Annotated in this window: 19 protein-coding genes; 11 read left to right on the forward strand and 8 right to left on the reverse strand. The window is 61.7% G+C overall.

The genetic code is table 11. The features are described from left to right. Nucleotides 1-129: 129 nt before the first annotated feature. From ACZYR5_RS04220 to ACZYR5_RS04260, 9 genes are all read left to right on the forward strand, one after another. Nucleotides 130-1,437 (forward strand): CitMHS family transporter, encoded by a 1,308-nt coding sequence (locus ACZYR5_RS04220; protein ID WP_489089036.1) that lies wholly within the window; start codon nt 130-132, stop codon nt 1,435-1,437. Nucleotides 1,438-1,523: 86 nt separating this feature from the next. Next, a complete protein-coding gene (locus tag ACZYR5_RS04225) occupies nt 1,524-2,291 on the forward strand; it encodes a TerC family protein (protein ID WP_489089035.1) in 768 nt (255 codons plus the stop codon). 214 nt (nt 2,292-2,505) lie between these two features. Then, the gene (locus ACZYR5_RS04230; RefSeq protein ID WP_489089034.1) at nt 2,506-4,164 is read left to right on the forward strand and encodes a Na/Pi cotransporter family protein; all 1,659 of its coding nucleotides are present in this window, start codon (nt 2,506-2,508) and stop codon (nt 4,162-4,164) included. Nucleotides 4,165-4,240: 76 nt separating this feature from the next. Further along, nucleotides 4,241-5,620: a M16 family metallopeptidase gene (locus tag ACZYR5_RS04235; protein ID WP_489089033.1), complete on the forward strand. Its 1,380-nt coding sequence runs from the start codon at nt 4,241-4,243 to the stop codon at nt 5,618-5,620. Between the two features lie 76 nt (nt 5,621-5,696). Continuing rightward, the gene (locus ACZYR5_RS04240; protein WP_489089032.1) at nt 5,697-6,740 is read left to right on the forward strand and encodes a DUF5924 family protein; all 1,044 of its coding nucleotides are present in this window, start codon (nt 5,697-5,699) and stop codon (nt 6,738-6,740) included. Between the two features lie 54 nt (nt 6,741-6,794). Continuing rightward, complete coding sequence (locus tag ACZYR5_RS04245) at nt 6,795-7,940, forward strand: ABC transporter permease (protein ID WP_489089031.1); 1,146 nt, start codon at nt 6,795-6,797, stop codon at nt 7,938-7,940. Further along, nucleotides 7,937-8,740, forward strand: coding sequence for an ABC transporter ATP-binding protein (locus ACZYR5_RS04250; protein WP_489089030.1), 804 nt, complete (start codon nt 7,937-7,939; stop codon nt 8,738-8,740). Before ACZYR5_RS04245 ends, ACZYR5_RS04250 begins: the two co-directional genes overlap by 4 nt. A 1-nt stretch (nt 8,741) precedes the next feature. Next, on the forward strand, nt 8,742-9,680 hold the full coding sequence (locus ACZYR5_RS04255) for an MlaD family protein (protein WP_489089029.1): 939 nt from the start codon (nt 8,742-8,744) through the stop codon (nt 9,678-9,680). Beyond that, entirely contained in the window at nt 9,677-10,315 is a 639-nt protein-coding gene (locus tag ACZYR5_RS04260) for an ABC-type transport auxiliary lipoprotein family protein (protein WP_489089028.1), read from the forward strand. The genes ACZYR5_RS04255 and ACZYR5_RS04260 overlap by 4 nt, the downstream gene beginning before the upstream one ends. A 35-nt stretch (nt 10,316-10,350) precedes the next feature. Here the strand turns inward: ACZYR5_RS04260 and ACZYR5_RS04265 are convergent, their stop codons facing one another. The 4 genes from ACZYR5_RS04265 to ACZYR5_RS04280 all read right to left on the reverse strand — a co-directional run bounded on the left by ACZYR5_RS04265 (nt 10,351) and on the right by ACZYR5_RS04280 (nt 14,331). After that, entirely contained in the window at nt 10,351-11,580 is a 1,230-nt protein-coding gene (locus ACZYR5_RS04265) for a nucleoside recognition domain-containing protein (RefSeq protein WP_027616589.1), read from the reverse strand. A 98-nt stretch (nt 11,581-11,678) separates the two neighbouring features. After that, complete coding sequence (gene gltP, locus ACZYR5_RS04270; protein WP_489089027.1) at nt 11,679-13,010, reverse strand: glutamate/aspartate:proton symporter GltP; 1,332 nt, start codon at nt 13,008-13,010, stop codon at nt 11,679-11,681. A 786-nt stretch (nt 13,011-13,796) separates the two neighbouring features. Further along, nucleotides 13,797-13,961 carry a DUF1328 domain-containing protein gene (locus ACZYR5_RS04275; protein WP_002555679.1) on the reverse strand — a complete coding sequence of 55 codons (165 nt, stop codon included), beginning with the start codon at nt 13,959-13,961 and terminating at the stop codon, nt 13,797-13,799. Nucleotides 13,962-14,043: 82 nt separating this feature from the next. Further along, nucleotides 14,044-14,331, reverse strand: coding sequence for a hypothetical protein (locus ACZYR5_RS04280; RefSeq protein WP_489089026.1), 288 nt, complete (start codon nt 14,329-14,331; stop codon nt 14,044-14,046). A 441-nt stretch (nt 14,332-14,772) separates the two neighbouring features. Here ACZYR5_RS04280 and algB point away from each other — a divergent pair, with 441 nt between their 5' ends. Together algB and ACZYR5_RS04290 are read left to right on the forward strand one after the other, a co-directional pair. Next, complete coding sequence (gene algB / locus ACZYR5_RS04285) at nt 14,773-16,119, forward strand: sigma-54-dependent response regulator transcription factor AlgB (RefSeq protein ID WP_489089025.1); 1,347 nt, start codon at nt 14,773-14,775, stop codon at nt 16,117-16,119. A 10-nt stretch (nt 16,120-16,129) separates the two neighbouring features. Continuing rightward, nucleotides 16,130-17,920, forward strand: coding sequence for an ATP-binding protein (locus tag ACZYR5_RS04290; protein ID WP_489089024.1), 1,791 nt, complete (start codon nt 16,130-16,132; stop codon nt 17,918-17,920). 7 nt (nt 17,921-17,927) lie between these two features. On the opposite strand, the gene ACZYR5_RS04295 is transcribed toward ACZYR5_RS04290, so the two are convergent. From ACZYR5_RS04295 to ACZYR5_RS04310, 4 genes are all read right to left on the reverse strand, one after another. After that, nucleotides 17,928-19,541, reverse strand: a complete 1,614-nt coding sequence (locus ACZYR5_RS04295) for an EAL domain-containing protein (protein WP_489089023.1) — start codon at nt 19,539-19,541, stop codon at nt 17,928-17,930. A 76-nt stretch (nt 19,542-19,617) separates the two neighbouring features. Continuing rightward, entirely contained in the window at nt 19,618-20,397 is a 780-nt protein-coding gene (locus tag ACZYR5_RS04300; protein ID WP_489089022.1) for an N-acetylmuramoyl-L-alanine amidase, read from the reverse strand. Between the two features lie 101 nt (nt 20,398-20,498). Then, a complete protein-coding gene (locus ACZYR5_RS04305; RefSeq protein ID WP_489089021.1) occupies nt 20,499-22,376 on the reverse strand; it encodes a diguanylate cyclase in 1,878 nt (625 codons plus the stop codon). After that, nucleotides 22,373-23,251 (reverse strand): endonuclease/exonuclease/phosphatase family protein, encoded by an 879-nt coding sequence (locus ACZYR5_RS04310; RefSeq protein WP_489089020.1) that lies wholly within the window; start codon nt 23,249-23,251, stop codon nt 22,373-22,375. The genes ACZYR5_RS04305 and ACZYR5_RS04310 overlap by 4 nt, the downstream gene beginning before the upstream one ends. Between the last annotated feature and the right edge of the window lie 7 nt (nt 23,252-23,258).

Here is a 23,258-nt window from a genome sequence, read left to right on the forward strand (position 1 = left end):
TGGTGATTCTGATGTCTGCTCATACCCGCCTGTACGCCCCGACTCCCTTCGTACGCCTCGTGCTTCCCGTTCTGCGCTGACCCGATCCGGTCCGCCATTCCCTAGACGCGCTACGCCTGGAGTATTCCCATGCTGACTTTCCTTGGCTTTGCCATGGTCATCACGTTCATGTACCTGATCATGACCAAGCGCCTGTCCGCGCTGATCGCCCTGATCATCGTGCCGATCCTGTTTGCCCTGTTCGGTGGTTTCGCGCCGAAAATCGGCCCGATGATGCTCGAAGGCATCACCAAGCTGGCCCCGACCGGGGTGATGCTGATGTTCGCCATCCTCTATTTCGCCTTGATGATCGACTCCGGCCTGTTCGACCCGGCCGTGCGCAAGATCCTCAAGCTGGTCAAGGGTGACCCGCTCAAGGTGTCGGTGGGTACCGCCGTGCTAGCCCTGGTGGTTTCCCTGGACGGTGACGGTGCCACCACCTACATGATCTGTGTTGCCGCCATGCTGCCGCTGTACAGCCGCATCGGCATGAGCCCGCGGATCATGGCCGGCCTGATCATCCTCGCCGGCGGCGTGATGAACATGACCCCCTGGGGTGGCCCGACAGCACGAGCCGCCAGCGCACTGCATGTCGATCCTTCTGACATCTTCGTACCGATGATCCCGGCGATGTTGGCCGGCGTGGTGGCGATCCTGGCAATTGCCTACATGTACGGTAAACGTGAGCGGGCACGTCTGGGTGAATTGCACCTGGTGGGCGATGAAATCGACCACAGCGAAATCAGCGTCTCGCAGTTCCCGGATGCCCGCCGTCCGAAGCTGATCTGGTTCAACGGTGCCCTGACCCTGGGCCTGATGTGTGCCCTGATCGCTGGCCTGTTGCCATTGCCGGTGCTGTTCATGGTGGCGTTCAGTGTCGCGATGATCGTCAACTACCCGTGCCTGCAGCAGCAGAAAGACCGCGTCGCGGCCCATGCCGGCAGCGTGTTGGCGGTGGTCGGGCTGATCTTCGCTGCCGGTATCTTCACCGGCATCCTGACCGGCACCGGCATGGTCGACGCCATGTCCAAGAGCCTGTTGGCGGTCATCCCGGATTTCCTCGGGCCGTACCTGGCGGTGATCACCGCGCTGGTGAGCATGCCGTTCACGTTCTTCATGTCCAACGACGCATTTTATTACGGCGTGTTACCGGTTCTCGCCGAAGCCGCCAGTCACTACGGCATCACGGCCGTGGAAATGGCCCGTGCGTCGATCGTCGGCCAACCCGTTCACCTGCTCAGTCCGCTGGTGCCATCGACCTACCTGCTGGTGGCGTTAGCCGGGATCGAGTTCGGCGATCACCAGCGCTTCACCCTCAAGTGGGCAGTTCTGGTTTGCCTGTGCATAATGTTCGCAGCGTTGCTGATGGGGATTTTTCCGCTGTTCAGCACTCTATAAGAGCATCAACTCACCACGCCGCCAGCTAGACTTCGAGGTTTGAAGCGGCTGGCGTCGCGGTTTAACACATCCACAAAGGAATACACATGGAATGGCTGACCAACCCGGAAATCTGGGTTGCCTTCTTCACATTGACGGCTCTGGAAATTGTTCTGGGTATCGACAACATCATCATGATCTCGATCCTGGTCAGCCGCATGCCCAAGCACATGCAGGCGCGCACCCGGATCTTCGGTCTGGCGCTGGCGATGGTCACCCGTATCCTGTTGCTGCTGTCGATCACCTGGGTCATGCAACTGACCGCCGATCTGTTCGAACTGTTCGGCCAGGGCATTTCCGGGCGTGACCTGATCCTGTTCTTCGGTGGTCTGTTCCTGCTGTGGAAAAGCTCCCAGGAGATGTACCACGCGCTGGAAGGCGAGGACGAAACCTCTGACGAGCCGAGCGGCAAGGGCGGTAACTTCCTCTACACCATCATCCAGATCGCGATCATCGACATCGTGTTCTCCCTGGACTCGGTGATTACCGCGGTGGGCATGGTTTCTCACGTCCCTGTGATGGTCGCGGCGATCGTCGTGGCGGTCCTGGTGATGATGCTGGCAGCCGGCACCATCAGCGAGTTCATCGACAAGCACCCGTCGCTGAAGATGCTCGCGCTGTCGTTCCTGCTGGTCGTCGGTACGGTGCTGATCGCCGAATCGTTCGAAGTGCACATTCCAAAAGGCTACGTGTACTTCGCCATGGCCTTCTCGCTGGCGGTGGAAGCGATCAACATCAAGTTGCGCACCGCCATCGCGAAAAAGAAGAAGCAGCAGGACCCTGTGAAACTGCGCAAGGACATCCCAGGCCAGTAATTGCAGCCGGTTGTCATGGAAAGGGGTCTTCGGGCCCCTTTTTCACGCCTGCATGAAGCTGTTTTCATGACAGTTTTGTTTCAAAGCGCTGTTTAGCTATGCGATGCTGGCGTCCAGACCGTAAGCCAACTACAGCTTAAGTACAGAATGTAGAAAAAACGCGCGGTACTGCTGACTTGTCCCTTTGGGACGCTATTCAACCAGGGGGCCTGTCATGCTGACCCTGCTCAATTTGTTATCCGCCGTGGCCTTGCTGATCTGGGGCACGCATATCGTCCGAACCGGCATCCTGCGGGTCTACGGCTCCAACCTGCGCCATGTCATTGGCCGCAACATGTCCAAGCGCTGGCTGGCGTTTATCGCCGGGATCCTGGTGACCGCCATGGTCCAGAGCAGCAACGCCACGGCGATGCTGGTGACCTCGTTTGTCGGCCAGGGCCTGATGGCACTGACCCCGGCCCTGGCGACCATGCTCGGCGCCGACGTGGGTACCGCGCTGATGGCGCGGGTGCTGACCCTCGACCTGTCGTGGCTGTCGCCGTTGCTGATTTTCGTCGGCGTGATCCTGTTCCTTTCACGCAAGCAAACCCGGGTCGGCCAGATGGGCCGGGTGGCGATTGGCCTGGGGCTGATCATCCTCGCGCTGCAATTGATTGTCGAAGCCGCGGCGCCCATCACCCATGCCCAGGGTGTGAAAGTGATCTTTGCCTCGCTGACCGGCGATATCCTCCTCGATGCGCTGATCGGCGCGCTGTTCGCGATGATTTCCTACTCCAGCCTGGCCGCCGTCCTGCTCACCGCGACCCTGGCCGGTGCCGGCGTGATCAGCCTGCCCGTGGCCATCGGCCTGGTGATCGGCGCCAACATCGGCAGCGGGGTGCTGGCGTTTCTCAGCACCAGCATGCAGAACGCCGCCGGCCGCCAGGTGGCGCTGGGCAGCCTGCTGTACAAGCTGATCGGCCTGCTGCTGATCATCCCGGTGCTCGACCCGCTGGTGCACTGGATGGACAGCCTCGACTACAGCGCCCAAGGCCTGGTAATCGGCTTCCATCTGCTTTACAACACCGCGCGCTGCCTGGTGCTGTTGCCCACCGTCAGCCCGATGGCGCGACTCTGTGCCTGGCTGTTGCCAGAGCGCCCGGAAGCCAACGGCCTGGCCAAGCCCCGGCACCTCGACCCGACGGCCCTGGTGACGCCCAGCCTGGCCCTGGCCAACGCGGCGCGCGAAACCCTGCGCATGGGCGACCTGCTCGACAACATGCTGGAAGCCATGCTCGACGTGCTGCGCGGCAAGCAGACCGCCGTGACCCAGGAAATGCGCCGCCTCAGCGATGACGTCGAAGGCCTGTACAGCGCGATCAAGCTGTATCTTGCGCAGATGCCCCGCGAAGACCTGAGCGACCAGGATAGCCGGCGCTGGGCGGAAATCATCGAGCTGGCGATCAACCTGAAGCTCGCCTCGGACCTGATCGAACGCATGCTGCGCAAGGTCCAGCAGCAAAAGACCGCGCAACGTCGCTCGTTTTCCGACGTCGGTCTGGAAGAACTCGCCGGCCTGCATCACCAGTTGATCGCGAATCTGCGCCTGGGCCTTTCGGTGTTCCTCAGTGCCGACAAGGAAAGCGCTCGGCAATTGCTCCGTGAGAAACGTCGCTTCCGCGCGCAGGAAAGACGTCTGGCCCATGCTCACGTCAGCCGCCTGCAACGCAAGATCGTGCAAAGCCTGGAAACCAGCTCGCTGCACCTGGAGCTGATCGCCGACATGAAGCGCTTGAACTCGCTGTTCTGCAGCAGTGCCTATGTGGTCCTGGAAACCTCGGAAACCGGAGCCCTGGCAGTCGATGATTTGGCTGACATCACTCATTCGCCCTGAACGTCTGGCGCTGCCAGCAGTCATTTGCAAAGCTTGAGGAAAATCCCCCCCCGCATCCCACGCCAGGAAGGTTGTCATGCGTTGTCTGTTGTTTGCATGCCTGTTGCTCGGTTCCAGCTGTACATGGGCGCTGGACCGCTTGCAGGTCGAGGGCTATGTGTTGCGCAACGGCCTGCAGATCCTGCTCAAGCCCGGCAGCGAGCGCGGGCATGTGGCGATTCGCCTGGTGGTCGGCGTCGGCCTGGATGATTTTTCCTGTACTGAGAAAGAGCTGCCGCACTTGCTGGAGCACGTGCTGTTCAGCGGTATCGATGCCGGCGGCGAGGGCGGGCTCGAGGAACGCATGCAGGGCCTGGGCGGCGAGTGGAATGCCTACACCAGCAATGCCGACACCACGTTCGTGATCGAGGCGCCGGCAAAAAACCAGCGCAAGGTGCTCGACCTGCTGCTGGCCCTGCTGACCCAGACCCGGATCGACGACAATGCGGTCCAGGCCGCGAAACAGGTGGTTGAGCTTGAAGACGGCGGCCATGCCTCGCACTTACAGCGCTGGCTCGATCGTCAGGACCTGAGCCACAACGCCAGCAATCAGTTGGCGATTGAACTGGGGCTCAAGTGCCGGGAGCGGCCCGACGTCCAGCCGCTGACCCGCGAGCAAGTGGAGGAGGTACGCAAGCAATGGTACGCCCCCAACAACATGACGCTGATTATCGTCGGTGATCTCGACCGCCTGCTGCCGGCCTACCTCGAGCGCACCTACGGTCAGCTCAAACCGGTGGAACCCAGCCAGCATCCAGAGTTGCCACAACTGCAACAACCGGCCGAGGCCCAGCGCAACCTGATCCATGGCTGGCTTGGCGATTCGGCCAAATTGCATTGGCTGTTTCCCGAGCCGGTCCTCGACGACCAATACGACGAAACCTTTTCTCTGCTCAAGGACTATCTGGACTGGGCGCTGTACCGCCAAATGCGCTTGGCGCACGGGCTGTCCTATGGCCCGTCGGCCGAGCGCGAGGTGTTTGGCGGCGTGGGTTTCATGAGCCTGAATGCCGACCTAGAACGCGACAAGCTGGCGCAAGCGCAGCAGGTGCTGGAAGCGTTCAAGGCGGACCTGCTGAAAAACGGCCTTGATCCAGTAGCCTTCGAGCGCCTCAAGCAGGCCGCCATTGCCCGTCAGGCTTGGGCAGTGCAGGGCAACAGTGCGCTGGCCGACTATTACTGGAGTGCCCTGAGCGACTACGAGGACGGGCGCTTTGCCGACCCGGCCCGACGCCTGCGCGCGGTAACGCTCAAGCAAGCCAACCTGGCCTTGAAACAATTGCTGGAGCAACCCGGCTACCTGCGTATCGAAAAACCATTGCTCAGTTATGACCAACTGGTATGGCTGCTCGGGGCGGCGATCGGGCTGTTACTCCTCGGCCTGCTGGGCTGGCACCTTCATCGCAGGCATCGATAACGCCCGGGTTTCTCGCTACATCGGTATACCGGCGGTATCCTGTGCGGGTTTTCCTACAACCATCGTGAACCGCCCCATGCCGAATTTGACCCTCTACATCCAGCGCATCCTCGAACTGATGAAGCGCTACCCGGGAGTCATTGCGCTCGGCGGCTTCATCTCGGGGGTCGGCAGCTTCATCCTGGTCGACCGCCAGCAAGGCCTGGCGACCTGGATTGCGATCATCATGCTGGTCAGCTGGGTCTGGCTGATGCTGGAAAACAGCCTGACCGAGCTATTCACCAAGGTCTTCAAGCGCGAAATCCCTCAGCCGTTGCTGCGCTATGCAACGCAGATGATCCATCAGGAAAGCCTGTTTTTCGTCCTGCCGTTCTTTTTCATCACCACCACCTGGAACAGCGGCCAACTGGTGTTTACCGGGCTGCTGGGCGCTGCGGCGCTGATTTCCATTACCGATCCGCTCTATTACAAATGGCTGGCGCCGCGACGCTGGTTGTTCCTGGCCATGCACACCCTGACGCTGTTCGCCGCGTTGCTGACTGCACTGCCGATCATCCTCCACCTGACCACCGCGCAAAGCTTCAAGCTGGCCCTTGGCATCGCCATGCTGCTGTCCTTCCCCAGCCTGGCCTCGATTTTCCCGATTCGCACCCTGCGCGGCGGCCTGAGCGTGCTGTGCATCACCGTCGCCATAGGTGCCACCGGCTGGTTCCTGCGCTCCTGGGTACCACCGGCCACCCTGTGGATGACTGAAGTGGCGATCAGCACGCAACTGCAGGACCGCACGCCCGGCGACAGCCTGGATGAGGTCAGCGCCAGCCAACTGCGCGGCGATGGCCTGTATGCCTACACCGCCATCAACGCGCCGCGTGGTCTGGACGAGCGGATTTACCACGTGTGGACCTTCAACGGGAAGGAAGTCGACCGCATTGCCCTGGATATTCACGGCGGTCGCAAGGAAGGCTACCGCGCCTGGACCCACAAGAAGAACTTCCCGCCCAGCCCGGCCGGTAAATGGCAGGTGCGGGTCCTGACCGAGGACGGGCAGGTGATTGGCGTGCTGCGGTTCGTGGTCAGCGACGCAGGTCAAGACAACCCACCGGCGAACCAGGCAAAGTAACAAGGATCGTGCTATTACGTAGCACTGCGTATCAGCTGAACAAGCACGGAGCTTATGAGCAATACGATCGCCGGCAATGCTCAACTCGACACCTCGCAAAGCCCAACCCAGCTCAGGGTCAGCGGCGACTGGACGCTCGCCCATTACACAGCCCTCAAGCACCTGAGCGAATCCCTCAAGGGCCAGTACGACGAGCGCACCCACATTGACCTCAATGGCCTCGGCGCGCTCGACACTGCCGGCGCCTCGTTGCTGGTCGAACTGTTGGGCGCCGAGCGCCTGGGCAAATCCACCGAACATCCCGATTGCAGCCTCTCCAGCGCCGACCGTGCGCTGCTGCAGACGGTCTATTGCTCGATGAGCGACTTCTGTATTCCGGTCAAGGAGCCGGAGATCAGCGTCGGCGTTCAATTACTGACGCGCATCGGCAGGGCAGTGGACACCGTCTGGAAGGACACCCTGCAACTGCTCGGATTCGTCGGCCTGATCCTCGAAACCATCGCCCGCGGCCTGTTTCGCCCCTCGCGCTGGCGCATCACCCCGGTGGTGGCGCACATTGAACAGACCGGGCTCGACGCCGCGCCTATCGTCGCCCTGCTGACCTTCCTGGTGGGCGCCGTGGTGGCGTTCCTCGGCGCCACGGTGCTGGCCAATTTCGGCGCGACGATTTTCACCGTCGACCTTGTGGCGTTCTCCTTCCTGCGGGAATTTGCCGTGCTGCTCACCGCGATCCTCATGGCCGGCCGCACCGCCAGTGCCTTCACCGCTCAAATCGGCTCGATGAAGGCCAACGAAGAAATCGATGCCATCCGCACCCTGGGCCTCGATCCCATGGAGTTGCTGGTGGTGCCACGAGTCCTCGCGTTGCTGGTCGCGCTGCCGATGCTGACCTTTATGGCGATGCTTTCAGGGATCATCGGCGGCGGCGTGGTGTGCGCGATTTCCCTGGGCATTTCGCCAGCGATGTTCCTCGCGCTGCTGCAGTCGGACATTGGCGTGCAGCACTTCCTCGTCGGCATGGTCAAGGCGCCGATTTTTGCCTTCCTGATTGCCGCGGTTGGCTGCCTGGAAGGCTTCAAGGTCAGCGGCAGCGCCGAATCCGTTGGCGCCCACACCACTTCAAGCGTGGTGCAGTCGATTTTCGTGGTGATCGTGCTGGATGCGATCGCCGCCCTGTTCTTCATGGAGATGGGCTGGTGAGTGGCTTGGACCGTGCGCCCAGCGAGGCGGTGATCGAAGTGCGTGGGCTGTGCAATCGCTTCGGAAAACAAAGCGTGCACGAGAACCTCGACCTGGATTTGTACAAGGGCGAGATTCTTGCCGTGGTCGGCGGTTCCGGCAGCGGTAAATCGGTGCTGCTGCGCAGCATCATCGGCTTGCGCCAGCCCAGCGAGGGCAGCGTGAAGGTGTTCGGCAAGAACCTGCCGAGCCTGCCGGAACACGAGCGCTCGCTGATTGAACGACGCTTCGGCGTGCTGTTCCAGAAGGGCGCCTTGTTCTCGTCGCTGACCGTGACCGAAAACGTCGCGCTGCCGTTGATCGAGCACGCCGGCCTCAGTCGCGCCGACGCCGAGCACCTGGCGGCGGTCAAACTGGCCCTGGCCGGACTGCCGCTGTCGGCCGCCGACAAATACCCGGCCTCGCTGTCCGGCGGCATGATCAAGCGCGCGGCGCTGGCCCGGGCCCTGGCGCTGGACCCGGACATCCTGTTTCTCGACGAGCCCACCGCCGGCCTCGACCCGATTGGCGCGGCCGCATTCGACCAGTTGATCCTGACCCTGCGCGACGCGCTGGGCCTGAGCGTGTTCCTGGTGACCCACGACCTCGACACGCTCTACACCATCACCGACCGGGTGGCGGTGCTGGCGCAGAAGAAAGTGCTGGTGGCGGATGCCATCGACGTCGTCTCGGAAACCGATGACGCCTGGATTCACGAATACTTTCATGGCCCCCGTGGCCGCGCGGCGTTGACGGCCGCTTCACAGTCCAACGAGGTATGACATGGAAACCCGAGCCCATCATGTATTGATCGGCCTGTTCACCGTCCTGATCGTGGCCGGCGCCTTGCTGTTCGGTCTGTGGCTGGCCAAGTCCAGCGTCGATACCGAGTTCAAGGACTACGAGGTGGTCTTCAATGAAGCGGTCAGCGGCCTGTCCAAGGGCAGCGCGGTGCAGTACAGCGGGATCAAGGTCGGCGACGTGGTCAGTCTGCGCCTCGACCCCAAGGACCCGCGCCGAGTACTGGCACGCATCCGCCTGGGCGGCGAGACGCCAATCAAGGAAGACACCCAGGCCAAACTGGCACTGACCGGCATCACCGGCACGTCGCTGATCCAGCTCAGCGGCGGCACCCCGCAAAGTCCGGAGTTGCGCGGCAAGAACGGCAAGCTGCCGGTGATCGTCGCCTCGCCATCACCCATCTCACGGTTGCTCAACAACAGCGACGATGTGATGAGCAGCGTCAACCAACTGCTGTACAACGCCAACCAGGTGCTGTCGCCGGAAAACGTCGAGCGCTTGAGCAAGACCCTGGCAAACCTTGAGCAAACCACCGGCACCATCAACGACCAGCGCGGGGATATCCAGCAGGCCATGCGCCAACTGGCGTCGATCGGCAAGCAGGCCAGCGCTGCCCTGGAGCAAACCACCTTGCTGATGCGCAATGCCAACGGCTTGCTCAACAACAACGGCAAGCAGATGTTCGGCAGTGCCGAGCAGGCGATGAAATCGCTGGAGCAGAGCACGGCCACCATCAATACCCTGCTGACCAATAATCAGGAAGCCCTGGGCAACGGCATGCAAGGGCTCAACGGCCTGGCCCCGGCCATACGCGAACTGCGCGACACCCTGGGCTCGTTGCGGGCCATCTCCCGGCGCCTGGAATCCAACCCCAGCGGTTACCTGCTCGGCCATGACACCGACAAGGAGTTCACCCCATGAAGCGCGTCTACCGCACCCTGGCCCACGGGACGCTGCTGGCCAGCCTGGCCCTGGCCAGCGCCTGTTCGATCCTGCCCAAGGCCGATCCGCAGGACGTCTATCGCCTGCCGGCGGCCCACAGCCCCGAGTCGGCGACACGGGCGCCCGCCGTCAGCTGGTCGCTACGAGTGTCCAAGCCGCAAGCCAGCGATGTGCTCAACAGCTCACGCATCGCGGTGATTCCCCAGGGCGATCTGATCAGCAGCTACAAGGCCTCGCGCTGGACCGACCGGGCACCGATGCTGTTGCGCAACCGCCTGCTCGACGGTTTCGCCGAGGATGGCCGGGTGCAACTACTGAGCACTGACGACGCCAACCTGCAGACCGACCTGGAGCTGGCCGGCAACCTGCAGGCGTTCCAGGCCGAATATCAGGGTAATGGCGTGCAAGTGGTGATCCGCCTGGATGCGCTGCTGGTGCGCGGCAGTGACCAGCGAATCCTCGCCAGCAAGCGTTTCGAAGTCCGCCAGCCGGTGGCTGATGTGCAGGTACCTGGCGTGGTCAGCGGATTCGGCCGGGCCGGGGATGACCTGACCCGCCAGGTGGTTGCCTGGACCGTGGAGCAGGGCCGGAAGAACGTGCCCGCCAAGCCTTGAATGCCTGACCTGCAGGAGGCCTGCAGGTCAGGGGTTCAGCCGAAGAACCAGTAGCACACCCCGATCGCCGCCAGCACCCCGGCCAGCTCCGCCAGCAGCGCACAGCCCACGGCATGCCGCGCGCGCTGGATACCCACCGCGCCGAAGTACACCGCCAGCACGTAGAAGGTGGTTTCGGTGCTGCCCTGGATGGTTGCGGCCACCAGCGCCGGGAAGCTGTCCACGCCCGAGGTCTTCATGGTCTCGATCAGCATCGCCCGCGCGGCGCTGCCAGAGAACGGCTTGACCATCGCGGTCGGCAAGGCGTCGACAAAACGCGTGTCCCAGCCCGCCCACTCGACCAGGTGGCGAATGCCGTCGAGGCCAAAATCCAGGGCCCCGGAAGCGCGCAATACGCCCACTGCGCAGAGCATGGCGACCAGGTACGGCAGCAGGTTCTTGGCGACGTCGAAACCTTCCTTGGCGCCCTCGACGAAGGCCTCGTAGACCTTGACCTTGCGCAGCGCGCCGATCACCAGGAACAGCATGATCAGGCCGAACAGCGTCAGGTTGCCGAGGATTGAGGAAAGACCCGCCAGGGCGGTAGCCGAGAGCGTTGCCAGCAGCGCCATGAAGCCGCCGAGGGCCAGGGCACCGGGAATCAGGTAGGCGAGCACCACCGGGTCCCACAGCCGCAGGCGCTGCATGAAGGCCACTGACAGCAGCCCCACCAGGGTCGAGCAACTGGTCGCCAGCAGAATCGGCAGGAACACCAGCGTCGGGTCCGGCGCGCCTTGTTGGGCGCGGTACATAAAGATGGTGACTGGCAATAGGGTCAGCGACGAAGCGTTGAGCACCAGAAACAGGATTTGCGCATTGCTGGCCACTGTGGCGCTGGGGTTGAGCTCCTGCAGGGCTTTCATCGCCTTGAGGCCAATAGGCGTGGCCGCGTTGTCCAGGCCCAGGCCATTGGCGGCAAAGTTCAGGGTGATCAGGCCGATGGCCGGATGGCCCGGCGGTACTTCCGGCATCAGGCGCAGGAACAGCGGCCCGAGTGCCTTGGCCAGCCACTCGACGATGCCGGCCTTCTCGGCGATCCGCAAAAAGCCCAGCCACAGGGTCAGGGTGCCAAACAGCAGCACCATGACCTCAACCGACAGCTTGGCCATGGCGAAGATGCTTTCGACCATGGCGGCAAAGATTCCGGCATTACCGCCGACCAGCCACTGCGCCATGGCCGAAATGGCCGCCACGATGAAAAAGCCGAGCCACAGGCCATTGAGCATCAGTCATATCCCCCAGAAGATGCGGCGAATGATAGCGGGGTGCGCAGAAACGACAAACCCCGGATTTCTCCGGGGTTTGCATGATCATCGAACGCTGATCAGTTCTTCGACACCTCGCCCGCAGGCAGTTTGTCTTTGCTGCGCCAGTGCGGCAGGGAGTTCCAGTAGCGCTGGCCCTTGGCATCGTCGTACATGCCTTCCCAACGCGCGATAACCAATACCGCCAGGGCGTTGCCGATCACGTTGAGCGCGGTACGGGCCATGTCCATGACACGGTCGACACCGGCAATGAACGCCAGGCCTTCGAGCGGAATGCCCACGCTGCCCAGGGTCGCCAGCAGTACCACGAAGGACACACCCGGCACACCGGCAATACCCTTGGAGGTCACCATCAGGGTCAGGACCAGCAGCAACTGCTGGCTGATCGACAGGTCGATGCCGTACAGCTGGGCGATGAAGATCGCCGCGATGCTCTGGTACAGGGTCGAACCGTCAAGGTTGAACGAGTAACCGGTCGGCACCACGAAGCTGCAGATGGCCTTCGGCGCGCCGTAGGCTTCCATCTTCTCGATCACACGCGGCAGCACGGTCTCGGAGCTGGCGGTGGAGTAAGCCAGCACCAGCTCATCCTTGAAGATGCGCATCAGCTTGATCACCGAGAAGCCGAACAGGCGAGCGATCAGGCCGAGGATCACGAAGGCGAAGAAAGCGATGGCGAAGTAAACCAGGATCACCAGTTTGGCCAGCGGCAGCAGGGACGCGAAGCCGAAGTTGGCCACGGTCACGGCGATCAGTGCGAACACGCCGATCGGGGCGTAATTCATGATCATGTGAGTGACCTTGAACATGCTTTCCGATACGCCCTGGAACATCTTCACCAGCGGCTCGCGCAGGTCGGACTGCAGGCTCGACAGACCAAGACCGAACAGCACCGAGAAGAAGATGATCGGCAGCATCTCGCCACGCGCCATGGCGGCAAAGATGTTCGACGGGATCAGGTTGAGGATGGTTTCGATGAACGCATGCTCATGCTGAACTTCCGCCGCCGTCGCCTGGTACTTGGAAATATCCACCGTACCCAGGGTGCTCATGTCGATGCCGGCGCCCGGGTGGAACACGTTGGCCAGCACCAGACCCACCAGAATGGCGATGGTGGTGACGATTTCGAAATAAATGATGGTCTTCAGACCGATGCGCCCGAGCTTCTTCGCGTCACCCACGCCAGCAATGCCGACGATCAGCGAGGAAATCACGATCGGGATCACGATCATCTTGATCAAACGGATAAAGATATCGCCCGCTGGTTGCAGGACGTTACTGACCCACCAGGCTTTTTCAGCACTGAAATGGTTGAGCAGTGCGCCGATTGCTATACCCAGGACCAGACCGATGAGGATCTGCCAGGCGAGGCTAAGCTTTGCCTTCTTCATATCATTACCCTTACTTTTGTTTATCTCGGACCGATGCCAGAACTGCAACACCCCAGGGTGTGGAAGTTCGTGCATCGGCCCCCGTATAAGGTCGCCCGAGGCGCGTGTTACGGCTCTTCGGCAGGCGAAAAAAGGCGCAACTATTCCGATGCAAGGACACCGCGTCTAATGCCGTAAACGCCTACCCTATGCCGAATCGGCATGAGTTTTTTCAAACAAAACGACCGTCCCAACCGGTTCGAATACGACATTTCGGCAGGCATAAGTGCCGTGTACCGGTCATCGTAGAGGAGACTGGTGATTAATTGATCAGTCAATTATGTACAAAAAAAAGAGAATTTCCTGACGTAATGCGTCGAAAAATGATCAGAAATTAGGCGTAAATTTCTCGATATACGGTCACCAGGAAACACTGTGAAACGCTTGGCGGCGACGATAGTGCCGTTTGGAGGAGCGGAAAATGTTTTGGATCAATAATCCGCACACATAAGTACGCCGTCTATCCGCTCCTTCGTAAACGATAGGTGAATAGACGGCGCTGCTTGCCTGACCCGGCCCTCTTCGCAGGCACTCCCTGTACCCGTAGGTCACTCCGATCCTGTAGCAATCAGAACGTCCCGGCCCCCTGGTCATACACGCACCCTCCTCGGGTGGGCGTAAAGGAAGAAATCGGCGTTCGACTCCTTCGGTTTTCAATTCTTTGCTGCTGCACAGCTTCCATGCCGCTTGCCCTGGCACTGCCACCCCGAGGGGTGGCGGCCAGCGCCTTGCATTCAAGGCCTCAAGTCAGCCTCGACCACGACGGCCGAAGAAGAACGAGACAACAAACATCACCAGGAACACGACAAAGAGAATCTTGGCGATACCCGTGGCGGTGCCCGCGATACCACCGAAGCCCAGGACGGCAGCGACAATGGCAATGATCAGGAATGTAATTGCCCAGCTCAACATGATGATTCTCCTTACGCTTTTTAGAGGTCTTGCTGTTCCCGCTGCCTGAAGCCAGCACCGGGCGTGTTACTCGAAAAATCACTCAGAACACCCAGCGCTCCTGACGAGGCACGTCGAATTCGCTTTGTGCCTGATCGACGTCGAGCATCCGTACGGCGCCAGCCTCCATAGACCGGCTGCTGACTGCGCTGAAGTGCGTCTGAGTGAAGTGGTGAGTCGCAGGAATGGCCGCATCAGGCTGCTGGCTGTGTTGCCAGAGCATGAATTGCTGGCCGCCAATCAGAGTGATCACCAGCGCGAGCACGGTGAACAGCCCTTGCTGGAGATACAGTGGCGAGTAACGCAATTGGGCGGCACGTTGGCGAATCATCCTGAAACTCCTCCCACACTGGTGGTAAACGGTTTGAGGGCAGCGTGCTGATCGCCCTGGATGAATCAATACATTGCAGCCTGCATGCCAGATTTTTTAATCGATAAAAACTCAATAAAATCAGTAACTTATGAACAGATAAAAATTTCAGTCGAACGCATCCTGCACGATGCACGGTAGCGGGTCGTGCGATTTGCCCGATGAAATGGTTTGAAACCGAAAAATTTTTGGAATGGATGAAGGCACGCAGATGTCACAAAAATAGGCAGAATCACGTCAGACGAAGCCTCACCATCTAAAAAATCATAAAAAACAGATGGTTAACCGCTATTTGGATCGATTGCTAGCGGACCAGACGCAGATGCACCGAGAATCGACCATGCAACTTGCCCGATTTGCGCGGGACTAACTAAGATCATTCATTTAAGGAGCGTAGGAAAAATGGAATCAGCCAACGAGCATCAAGGCCGCATTCTGCTGGTGGACGACGAGTCCGCCATCCTGCGTACCTTTCGTTACTGCCTCGAAGACGAAGGCTACAGCGTCGCCACGGCCAACAGCGCCGCACAGGCCGACCTGCTGTTGCAGCGCCAGGTGTTCGACCTGTGCTTCCTCGATTTGCGCCTGGGCGAGGACAATGGCCTCGACGTACTGGCGCAGATGCGGATCCAGGCGCCCTGGATGCGCGTGGTCATCGTCACCGCCCACTCCGCGGTAGATACCGCCGTCGACGCCATTCAGGCTGGCGCCGCCGACTACCTGGTCAAACCCTGCAGCCCGGACCAATTGCGCCTGGCCACTGCCAAACAACTGGAAGTACGTCAGCTCTCGGCACGCCTGGAGGCGCTCGAAGGCGAAATGCGCAAGCCCAGCGACGGTCTCGACTCCCACAGCCCGGCGATGAAAGTGGTGCTGGAAACCGCCCGCCAGGTGGCCAGCACCGACGCCAATATCCTGATTCTGGGTGAGTCCGGCACCGGTAAGGGCGAACTGGCGCGAGCCATTCACGGCTGGAGCAAACGGGCGAAGAAGTCCTGCGTGACCATCAACTGCCCGTCGTTGACCGCCGAACTGATGGAAAGCGAACTGTTCGGCCACAGTCGCGGAGCCTTTACCGGCGCCAGCGAAAGCACCCTCGGCCGGGTCAACCAGGCCGATGGCGGGACGCTGTTCCTCGATGAGATCGGCGATTTCCCGCTGACCCTGCAACCCAAGTTGCTGCGTTTCATTCAAGACAAGGAATACGAACGTGTCGGCGACCCAGTGACCCGCCGCGCCGACGTACGGATTCTCGCCGCCACCAACCTCAACCTCGAAGACATGGTGCGCGACGGGCGCTTTCGCGAGGACCTGCTCTACCGCTTGAACGTCATTACCCTGCACCTGCCGCCATTGCGCGAACGGGCCGAGGACATCCTGACCCTGGCCGACCGCTTCCTCGCCCGGTTCGTCAAGGAATACGCGCGTCCCGCCCGCGGCTTCAGCGATGAAGCGCGAGAGGCCCTGCTGGGCTATCGCTGGCCCGGCAACATCCGCGAGCTGCGCAACGTGGTTGAGCGTGCCAGCATCATTTGCCCGCAGGAGCGGGTCGAAATCAGCCACCTGGGCATGGCCGAGCAACCGACCAACAATTCGCCGCGCATCGGCGCGGCCCTGAGCCTGGACGAGCTGGAAAAAGCCCACATCGGTGCCGTACTCGCCAGCGCCGCGACCCTCGACCAAGCGGCGAAAACCCTGGGAATCGACGCCTCGACGCTGTATCGCAAACGCAAACAGTACAACCTGTGAGCGCCTCCTCATGAAGCTGGCGATGAAGTTGCGCACCCGGCTGTTTCTCAGCATTTCGGCGCTGATGACTGTCGCCTTGCTGGGCCTGGTGCTCGGCCTGGTCAGCGTGATGCAGATGGCAAGCAATCAGGAAGTGCTGATCCGCGACAACTTCATCACCCTCGACCTGGGCCTCAAGTTGCGCCAGAACCTGGGCGACCAGTTGATGATCATGCTCGACGACAAGCCGGACCTGGAGGCCCTGGAAAAGGTCGAGCGGCACTACTTCGAATTGCTGGACCAAGGCATCGCCCATGAAAACATCCTCGACAACGGCCACCATGGCTTCCAGCAGGCCCGCGATGATTACCTGAGTTTCCTCAAGGCCTTCAATGATGCACAACGCCCGTCTGCGAGCCTGAGTGGCAACGACGAGCTGACGGGAAAATTCGACATCCTGCGCAACGGCCTGATCAACGAACACAAGATCGCGCTGGAAAACATCACCAACACCCAACGCGAAGCGCGGGAGCGCGCGTTACTGGTCGCCGGCTCGCTGGGGCTGGTCGGCCTGGCGGTGTTGATCATCGGGTTCATTACCGCCCAGGGCATCGCCCGGCGCTTCGGCGGGCCGATCGAAGCGCTGGCCAAAGCAGCGGACCACATCGGCCAGGGCAACTTCGATGTCACCCTGCCGATCTCCCAATCGGTGGAAATGAACCAGTTGACCCGGCGCTTCGGGATCATGGCCCAGGCCCTGCGCGAGCATCAGGCAACCAACGTCGACGAACTGCTGGCCGGCCAGCAACGCCTGCAAGCGGTGCTCGACAGCATTGACGACGGCCTGCTGATGATCGATCGCCAGGGTCAGTTGGAGCACATGAACCCGGTCGCCCAGCGTCAACTGGGGTGGGACGACAGCCTTCTCGGTGTCGGCCTGGGCACGGCCTTGCAACGGCCGGAGCTGGACGAGCAACTGCGCCTGGTATTGCGCGGCGGCTCCCTGGAGCGCGCGCCCGATGACCTGAATATCGAAGTCGACGGTGAATCGCGGCTGCTGACCTACAGCCTGACCCCCGTCAGTCCCGCCGAGGGACAGATACTCGGGGCGGTGATGGTGCTGCACGACGTGACTGAACAGCGCGCGTTCGAACGGGTACGCAGTGAGTTCGTCCTGCGCGCCTCCCACGAACTGCGAACACCAGTGACCGGCATGCACATGGCTTTCGGCCTGTTCCGCGAACGCGCACGTTTTGCCGCAGACTCGCGGGAAACCGACCTGCTCGATACCGTGCAAGAGGAGATGCAGCGCTTGATGCAGTTGATCAACGACCTGCTGAATTTCTCGCGCTACCAGAATGGCCTGCAAAAGCTCACCCTCGCGCCCTGCAATATCGATGATCTACTGGAGCAGGCACGTGGGCGTTTCGCCGCACGGGCGAGCGAGCAGAACATCGAGTTACTGCTGGAGGTGCAGGCGCCGCTGCCGCGGTTGCAGGCCGACCAGGCCCAGTTGGATAGGGTGCTGGACAACCTGATCGACAACGCCCTGCGTCACACCGGCCAGGCAGGACAGATTCGCCTGCAGGCACGTCGGCATGGCGAGCGGGTGATTGTCAGCGTCGAGGACAACGGTGAAGGCATCGCCTATGGCCAACAGGGGCGGATTTTCGAGCCCTTTGTTCAGGTAGGACGCAAGAAGGGCGGCGCCGGCCTCGGCCTGGCACTGTGCAAGGAGATCGTTCAGTTGCACGGTGGCCGCATGGGCGTTTACTCGCGTCCGGGGCAGGGCACCCAGTTCTACATGGCACTGCCGCTGTAACCACTGCTCATGCCTCGTCATCGACGCGTCGGGGCGCCTTGCGGCGCCCCCGGGTCACCAGCTCGATCAATTGCATCGCACTCAATGCATGGGCAAACAGCCAGCCCTGGCCATAGTTGACGCCTTCACTGCTCAGGTACATGGCCTGGGCTTCGTATTCGATGCCTTCGGCGATGACCTTGAGGTCCAGGGCATGGGCCATACGGATGATGTGTGGCGCAACTCCACTGCTGGCCGCGTCATGGCCCAGCGCATCGATAAACGCCTTGTCGATTTTCAGGCAGTCCACCGGTAGGGTCTGCAGGTAGGCCAGGCTGCAGTAGCCGGTGCCGAAGTCATCGATCAGCACCTGATGCCCGGCGTCGCGCAGCGCTTGCAGATTCTCCCGGGCCACCACCACATCGATCAGGCCGCGCTCGGTGACCTCGAAGGCAATCTGCCGGGCCTCGACCCGATGCAGTTCCAGCAGACGCGCCATGACCTCGCCGATCCTCGGCACCATCACATCGCAGGCCGCCAGGTTGACCGAGACATACAGGTGCGGGTTGGCGCGCAGCAACTGGCCCAACTGCTCCAGCAAGCGTTGCAGGACGAAGTCGGTGATCTGGCGGATCTGCCCGCTGTCCTCGGCCATCGGGATAAACAGGTCGGGACTGGTCAGCGTGCCGTCCGGCCGGCGCCAGCGCAGCAGGGCTTCGGCGCCGACGCATTCACGGCTACGCAGATCGAAGATCGGTTGATACAAGACCTGCAATTCGCCGCGCTTGAGCGCGCCCTGCAACTCACCGCCGATCGACTGGCGCTGGCGTGCCAGGAGAAACACCAGTGCCCCCACGCTCAGCCCCAGGACCAGGCTCGCCGGCACCAGCCACCACCACAATGTGGGCAGGTGCATGGCGGTGCGCGGGGAAATCAGCACCAACTGGTATTCGGGATTGTTGGTCGGCATGCGGTAGATCAGCCGGTTCTGGGTGATCTGCAACGGCTCGCTGCTGAACGGCGACCACGGCTCGGAAGGCGGCCAGGCTTGCGGGGCGCCCAACACCGGGATCGCCCGCGTGCCGTGGTCGAGAATCACCAACAGGCTGCTGCCGGGCGTCAGGTCGACCATGTCGGTCAAATGCCCGCGCGAGGTCGCCACGCGAAAATTACCCCGCCCCAGCATCAGTGCAGCGCGGTTTTCATCGGGCTCGGTGGAGGTGTTCAGCCAATAGCTGTAGGTCGGGCCCTTGATGTCAGGCGGACGGATGGCCGAGAGGGCCTCCTGGTGGGGGCGATTGGAACAGAATTGAGTCTTGTCGATGTAGGCTGCTTCGTAGACGAAGCGATAACTGAAGCTGACCTGCTGCAGGGTGCTGAACATTTTCATGTCGCAGCCACGCAATGGCTGGGCCTCAAGGTCGTCGAGGCCTTCGCGCAGTTGCCCGAACAATTGCTCAAGGCGCTCGAGAAAACGCTCGCCCTGGCTGTTCATCTGCTCGCTCTCGCGCTGCTGTACCTGGCGCAGGGCCACGCCCAGGCTGCCGGCCAGCAGCAACACCGCGCTGAGGACAGCCGCCAGTATCGCCAACGTCCAGGGGCGATAAAACCAACTGCGCAGGCTCTCTCGGGCGGTCGCCATCATTGGACATCCAAAGGATTACCAATGAGTTATAGCTACTGATGGAAATTTCGCCCGGACCGTCGAGCGGGCGTCATTATTTTGTCTGGTTCAACACCTGCAGAATCGCGGCAGTCTGCGCGTCCGGCGTGCCATCGAAGCGGGATGGCCGAAAGCGCATCTGGAAGGCCGCCAGCACGTGCCGCGTGGCGACATCCAGCTCGCCGGTCTGCGGTGTGGTGTAGCCCAGGTGGGACAACTGCTCCTGGAACCAGCTGATGCTCGGCAGTTGGGTCATGAATACCGCCTGTTGCCGCGCCACCGCCTGCTCATTTGGCCACAGGGCCACGCCGGCATCCGCGAGGCGCTTCCATGGGAACAATGGGCCCGGATCGAGCTTGCGCAGCGGCGCGATGTCACTGTGGCCAATGATCTGGCTCGGCTTGAGCCCGTAGCGCTGCTTGATGTCCTTGAGCAGGAAGATCAGAGATTGCACCTGCGCCTCGCTGTAGGGGTACCAGACCCGCCCCGCCGGCGTATCGCGGAACCCCGGATTGACGATCTCGATGCCGATGGAACTGGAGTTGAGCCAGGTGCGGCCCTGCCACTCACTGTCCCCGGCGTGCCAGGCGCGCAGATTCTCGTCCACCAGCTTGAAGATGGTGGCGTTCTTGTCATCGCCCACCAGGTAGTGACTGCTGACTTCGCCATGGGTCAACAATGCCAAGGAGCGCTCCAGGGAAGCGGAGGTGTAGTGAACCACCACGAACTGCACGCGGCTGTCGTGATTGACCGAGGGATGAGTGGTGTCGATACGCGGACCGCTGGCGCAGCCGGCCAGGACAAGAAGGGAGACGAGCAGGATGATAAATTTCATGACGAAGACAGTACGCTGATGGCAGTAATGCAACAGTGTAACGTACTGCCCGGCTGCCCACCGGCAAATGCCGGTGGATTAAACAAAATGGAACAAGTGCCTCAGCCCGGCTCAACCCGGTTACGTCCGGCATCTTTCGCCCGATACAACGCCTGATCGGCTCTTTTAAGCACCTGATCGCTATGTTCTCCGGCGCGGAACGCGGAAATACCGATTGAGGCGGTAATGGTCACCGGGTCACCCTTGAAGTGAAACGGGCATGCCTCGACGGCTGCGCGAAGCGACTCCAACAGTTTCATCCCTGCCGCCTGCGGAGTATCGGGTAGCAGCAGGACAAACTCCTCGCCACCAAATCGGGCAATGAAATCTGTGCCCCGCAGGCGTTTGCGCAGCACCGTGGCGATGATCTTCAGCACCTTGTCACCGGCCAGGTGGCCGTAGTTATCGTTGATCCGTTTGAAATGGTCGAGATCGAGCATGGCCAGCAGCAGGGTATTGCCATGTTGCTGCCATTGGCCGACTTCATGTTCCAGGCGCTCGCTCCAGGCCGCCCGATTGGGCAATCCGGTCAGCGGATCGACCAAGGCTTTCTGGCGCTGCTCTTCAAGGTGTTCGCGATAGCCCTGGGCCTCGTGCTCCATGCTCGCCACTCGATCCGCCAGCCCTTGCAGGCGCGCGGCAACTTCCTGCTCGCGTTGATCGCGCTGCTTGCGGTGCTCGTCCATTGTGCCGAGCAGACCTTCGAGGTGGTTCTCCAGGACTTGCTTGAGCCCCTCCAGATCCGCCGCCTGATGCATGCTGCTCTGCAATCCATCGACCTGCTCGCGGATCTGTGAGTCGAGCTCCTGCGCCGCCGAGCGGTTGTCGGCATGGCCTTCACTGGCGGCCTGCAGGTTGCTCTGGAACGACTCCAGGCGCTCGTTGAGCTGCTTGAGGTAGACCTCGAACTCGTGCTGACCGCTGTCGGTGATCGCCAGCATCAGCACCGCCAGATCGTCGAGGATCGGCAGCAACTCGTACCAGTTCAAGCCGTTTTTCAGACGCTCACGCATGCCCTCGGCCTGTGGACGATGGCGCTCGGGCAACGACAGGTCATCGAGCAAACCCAGCAGGGTGCTTTCGATATGCTTGGCCACCGAGCTGTAGGACGGCTCGGGCGAATCCGGCAGGGCGTAGAGCGCCTCATGCTCGGAGCGTTGAGGGTCGAGCTCGGCCACAATCTCGGCCATAGCCGGCGTCCGCACACTCTGCGGTTCCTGAACCGGCTCGGTGGCAGATTCGGCCATGAGCGGTGCAGTCGAGGGCACTTGCGCCGGGGGCTCCTCCAGCAGTGCTACCTCGTTGTCCACCGTGACCTCGGCAAACGCTTGCTGTGCCGGGTGCATGGGTTCGGATGCCGCGTGTGCGATCAACGGCGGATTCGCCAGGACATCATCCTGCGCATCCACCTCCAGCTCACGCCCACCAAACAGGCGCTGCAACAAGCCTGGACGGGTCGTTTCAGCAGGTTGCTCCAACAGGCTCAGCGCCTGCCCCTGCAGACCGCTCAACTCTCCCAGCAGCAGGGGAATCTCCCGCGCCTGACCGACGCGGCCATCCAGTTGCTTGGCAAAGCTTTTCAGTGGGCGGCTGACTTCCCGTGGCAGCGGCAGGCTCTGCAGCTGTTTGACCAACTCGGCCAACGCGGTGCCGATCTGGTCGACACGGGTCTCGCGGCGCTGCTCGGAATCCAGAACGGCTTTCTCCAGGCGCGGCAGCAAGGCGGCCAGCCCGGCGTCCATGTCGTCGGTGCGGATCACCTCGCGCATTTCCTTCATGCACTGGTCAACCGCGCGATCCGTGCCCTCCGCCGCCAGCGTGCTGCGCACCAGCCCGCGACGCAGCAGGTCGAGGCGCGCATCCCAGCGACGCTCGAGTTTTTCCTGCTGTTCGATACTTTTGAGGTACTTCTCTTTCCAGCGGTTGGCTTCGTCGCTCATTCAGGGGTTCCGCGAGGGGCAGTACTCAACGCGGGCAATGCATCAACCGTGAGCGAACCCGGCAGACGAATCTCTACCGCGACCGGCAGGTGATCGGAAATAGGCTGCGCCAGCACTTCGACCCGCTCGAGGGCCAGGGTCGGGCTGAGCAGGATGTGGTCCAGGCAGCGTTGCGGGCGCCAACTGGGGAATGTCGCCTCGACTTGTGGCGCCAGCAGGCCGAGATCGCGCAGCGGCGAGCTTTGCAGCAAGTCGCTGGCGTGGGTGTTCATGTCGCCCATCAGCACCTGGTGCTTGTAGTTGCCGATCAACTCGCGAATGTACGCCAGCTGCATCGTGCGCACCCGGGCGCCGAGGGCCAGGTGCATCATCACCACCACCAACGCCTCGGGGCCTTCGCCGAAACGCACCAGAATCGCCCCACGGCCTTTCGGACCCGGCAGCGGATGATCTTCGATCGCCCATGGGCGCAGTCGACTAAGCACGCCATTGCTGTGCTGGCCGAGGCGGCCGAGGTTGCGATTGAGTTGTTGATACCAGTAGGGGAAGGCGCCGAGCTGGGCCAGGTGTTCGACTTGATTGACGTAGCCTGAACGGAGGCTGCCGCCGTCGGCTTCCTGCAACGCGACCAGGTCATAGTCGTTCAACAGGCTGCCGATTTTTTGCAGGTTGTCGGCACGCCCGGTGTGCGGCAGCAGGTGCTGCCAGCCCCGGGTCAGGTAGTGCCGATAGCGCTCGGTACTGATGCCCACCTGGATGTTGAAGCTGAGCAAGCGCAGACGACTGTCCGCGGGCAAGCCCGAAGACTCCAGATGGTGCTCGTTGACCCGCGGATCATGCAGGCCAACGACGCGTTCAGTACCCCAGCGACGCATGGCGTGC

Source organism: Pseudomonas sp. F007 (assembly GCF_057814275.1).

Coding starts and splice junctions, on each gene's coding strand:
- ACZYR5_RS04295 (WP_489089023.1), bottom strand. CDS start 19,541: ATGGCGACCGCCCGAGAGAGCCTGCGCAGTTGGTTTTATCGCCCCTGG.
- ACZYR5_RS04300 (WP_489089022.1), bottom strand. CDS start 20,397: ATGAAATTTATCATCCTGCTCGTCTCCCTTCTTGTCCTGGCCGGCTGC.
- ACZYR5_RS04245 (WP_489089031.1), top strand. CDS start 6,795: ATGAGCAATACGATCGCCGGCAATGCTCAACTCGACACCTCGCAAAGC.
- ACZYR5_RS04230 (WP_489089034.1), top strand. CDS start 2,506: ATGCTGACCCTGCTCAATTTGTTATCCGCCGTGGCCTTGCTGATCTGG.
- ACZYR5_RS04220 (WP_489089036.1), top strand. CDS start 130: ATGCTGACTTTCCTTGGCTTTGCCATGGTCATCACGTTCATGTACCTG.
- ACZYR5_RS04225 (WP_489089035.1), top strand. CDS start 1,524: ATGGAATGGCTGACCAACCCGGAAATCTGGGTTGCCTTCTTCACATTG.
- ACZYR5_RS04275 (WP_002555679.1), bottom strand. CDS start 13,961: ATGTTGAGCTGGGCAATTACATTCCTGATCATTGCCATTGTCGCTGCC.
- ACZYR5_RS04265 (WP_027616589.1), bottom strand. CDS start 11,580: ATGCTCAATGGCCTGTGGCTCGGCTTTTTCATCGTGGCGGCCATTTCG.
- ACZYR5_RS04310 (WP_489089020.1), bottom strand. CDS start 23,251: ATGCGTCGCTGGGGTACTGAACGCGTCGTTGGCCTGCATGATCCGCGG.
- gltP (WP_489089027.1), bottom strand. CDS start 13,010: ATGAAGAAGGCAAAGCTTAGCCTCGCCTGGCAGATCCTCATCGGTCTG.
- ACZYR5_RS04260 (WP_489089028.1), top strand. CDS start 9,677: ATGAAGCGCGTCTACCGCACCCTGGCCCACGGGACGCTGCTGGCCAGC.
- ACZYR5_RS04280 (WP_489089026.1), bottom strand. CDS start 14,331: ATGATTCGCCAACGTGCCGCCCAATTGCGTTACTCGCCACTGTATCTC.
- ACZYR5_RS04290 (WP_489089024.1), top strand. CDS start 16,130: ATGAAGCTGGCGATGAAGTTGCGCACCCGGCTGTTTCTCAGCATTTCG.
- algB (WP_489089025.1), top strand. CDS start 14,773: ATGGAATCAGCCAACGAGCATCAAGGCCGCATTCTGCTGGTGGACGAC.
- ACZYR5_RS04255 (WP_489089029.1), top strand. CDS start 8,742: ATGGAAACCCGAGCCCATCATGTATTGATCGGCCTGTTCACCGTCCTG.
- ACZYR5_RS04235 (WP_489089033.1), top strand. CDS start 4,241: ATGCGTTGTCTGTTGTTTGCATGCCTGTTGCTCGGTTCCAGCTGTACA.
- ACZYR5_RS04240 (WP_489089032.1), top strand. CDS start 5,697: ATGCCGAATTTGACCCTCTACATCCAGCGCATCCTCGAACTGATGAAG.
- ACZYR5_RS04305 (WP_489089021.1), bottom strand. CDS start 22,376: ATGAGCGACGAAGCCAACCGCTGGAAAGAGAAGTACCTCAAAAGTATC.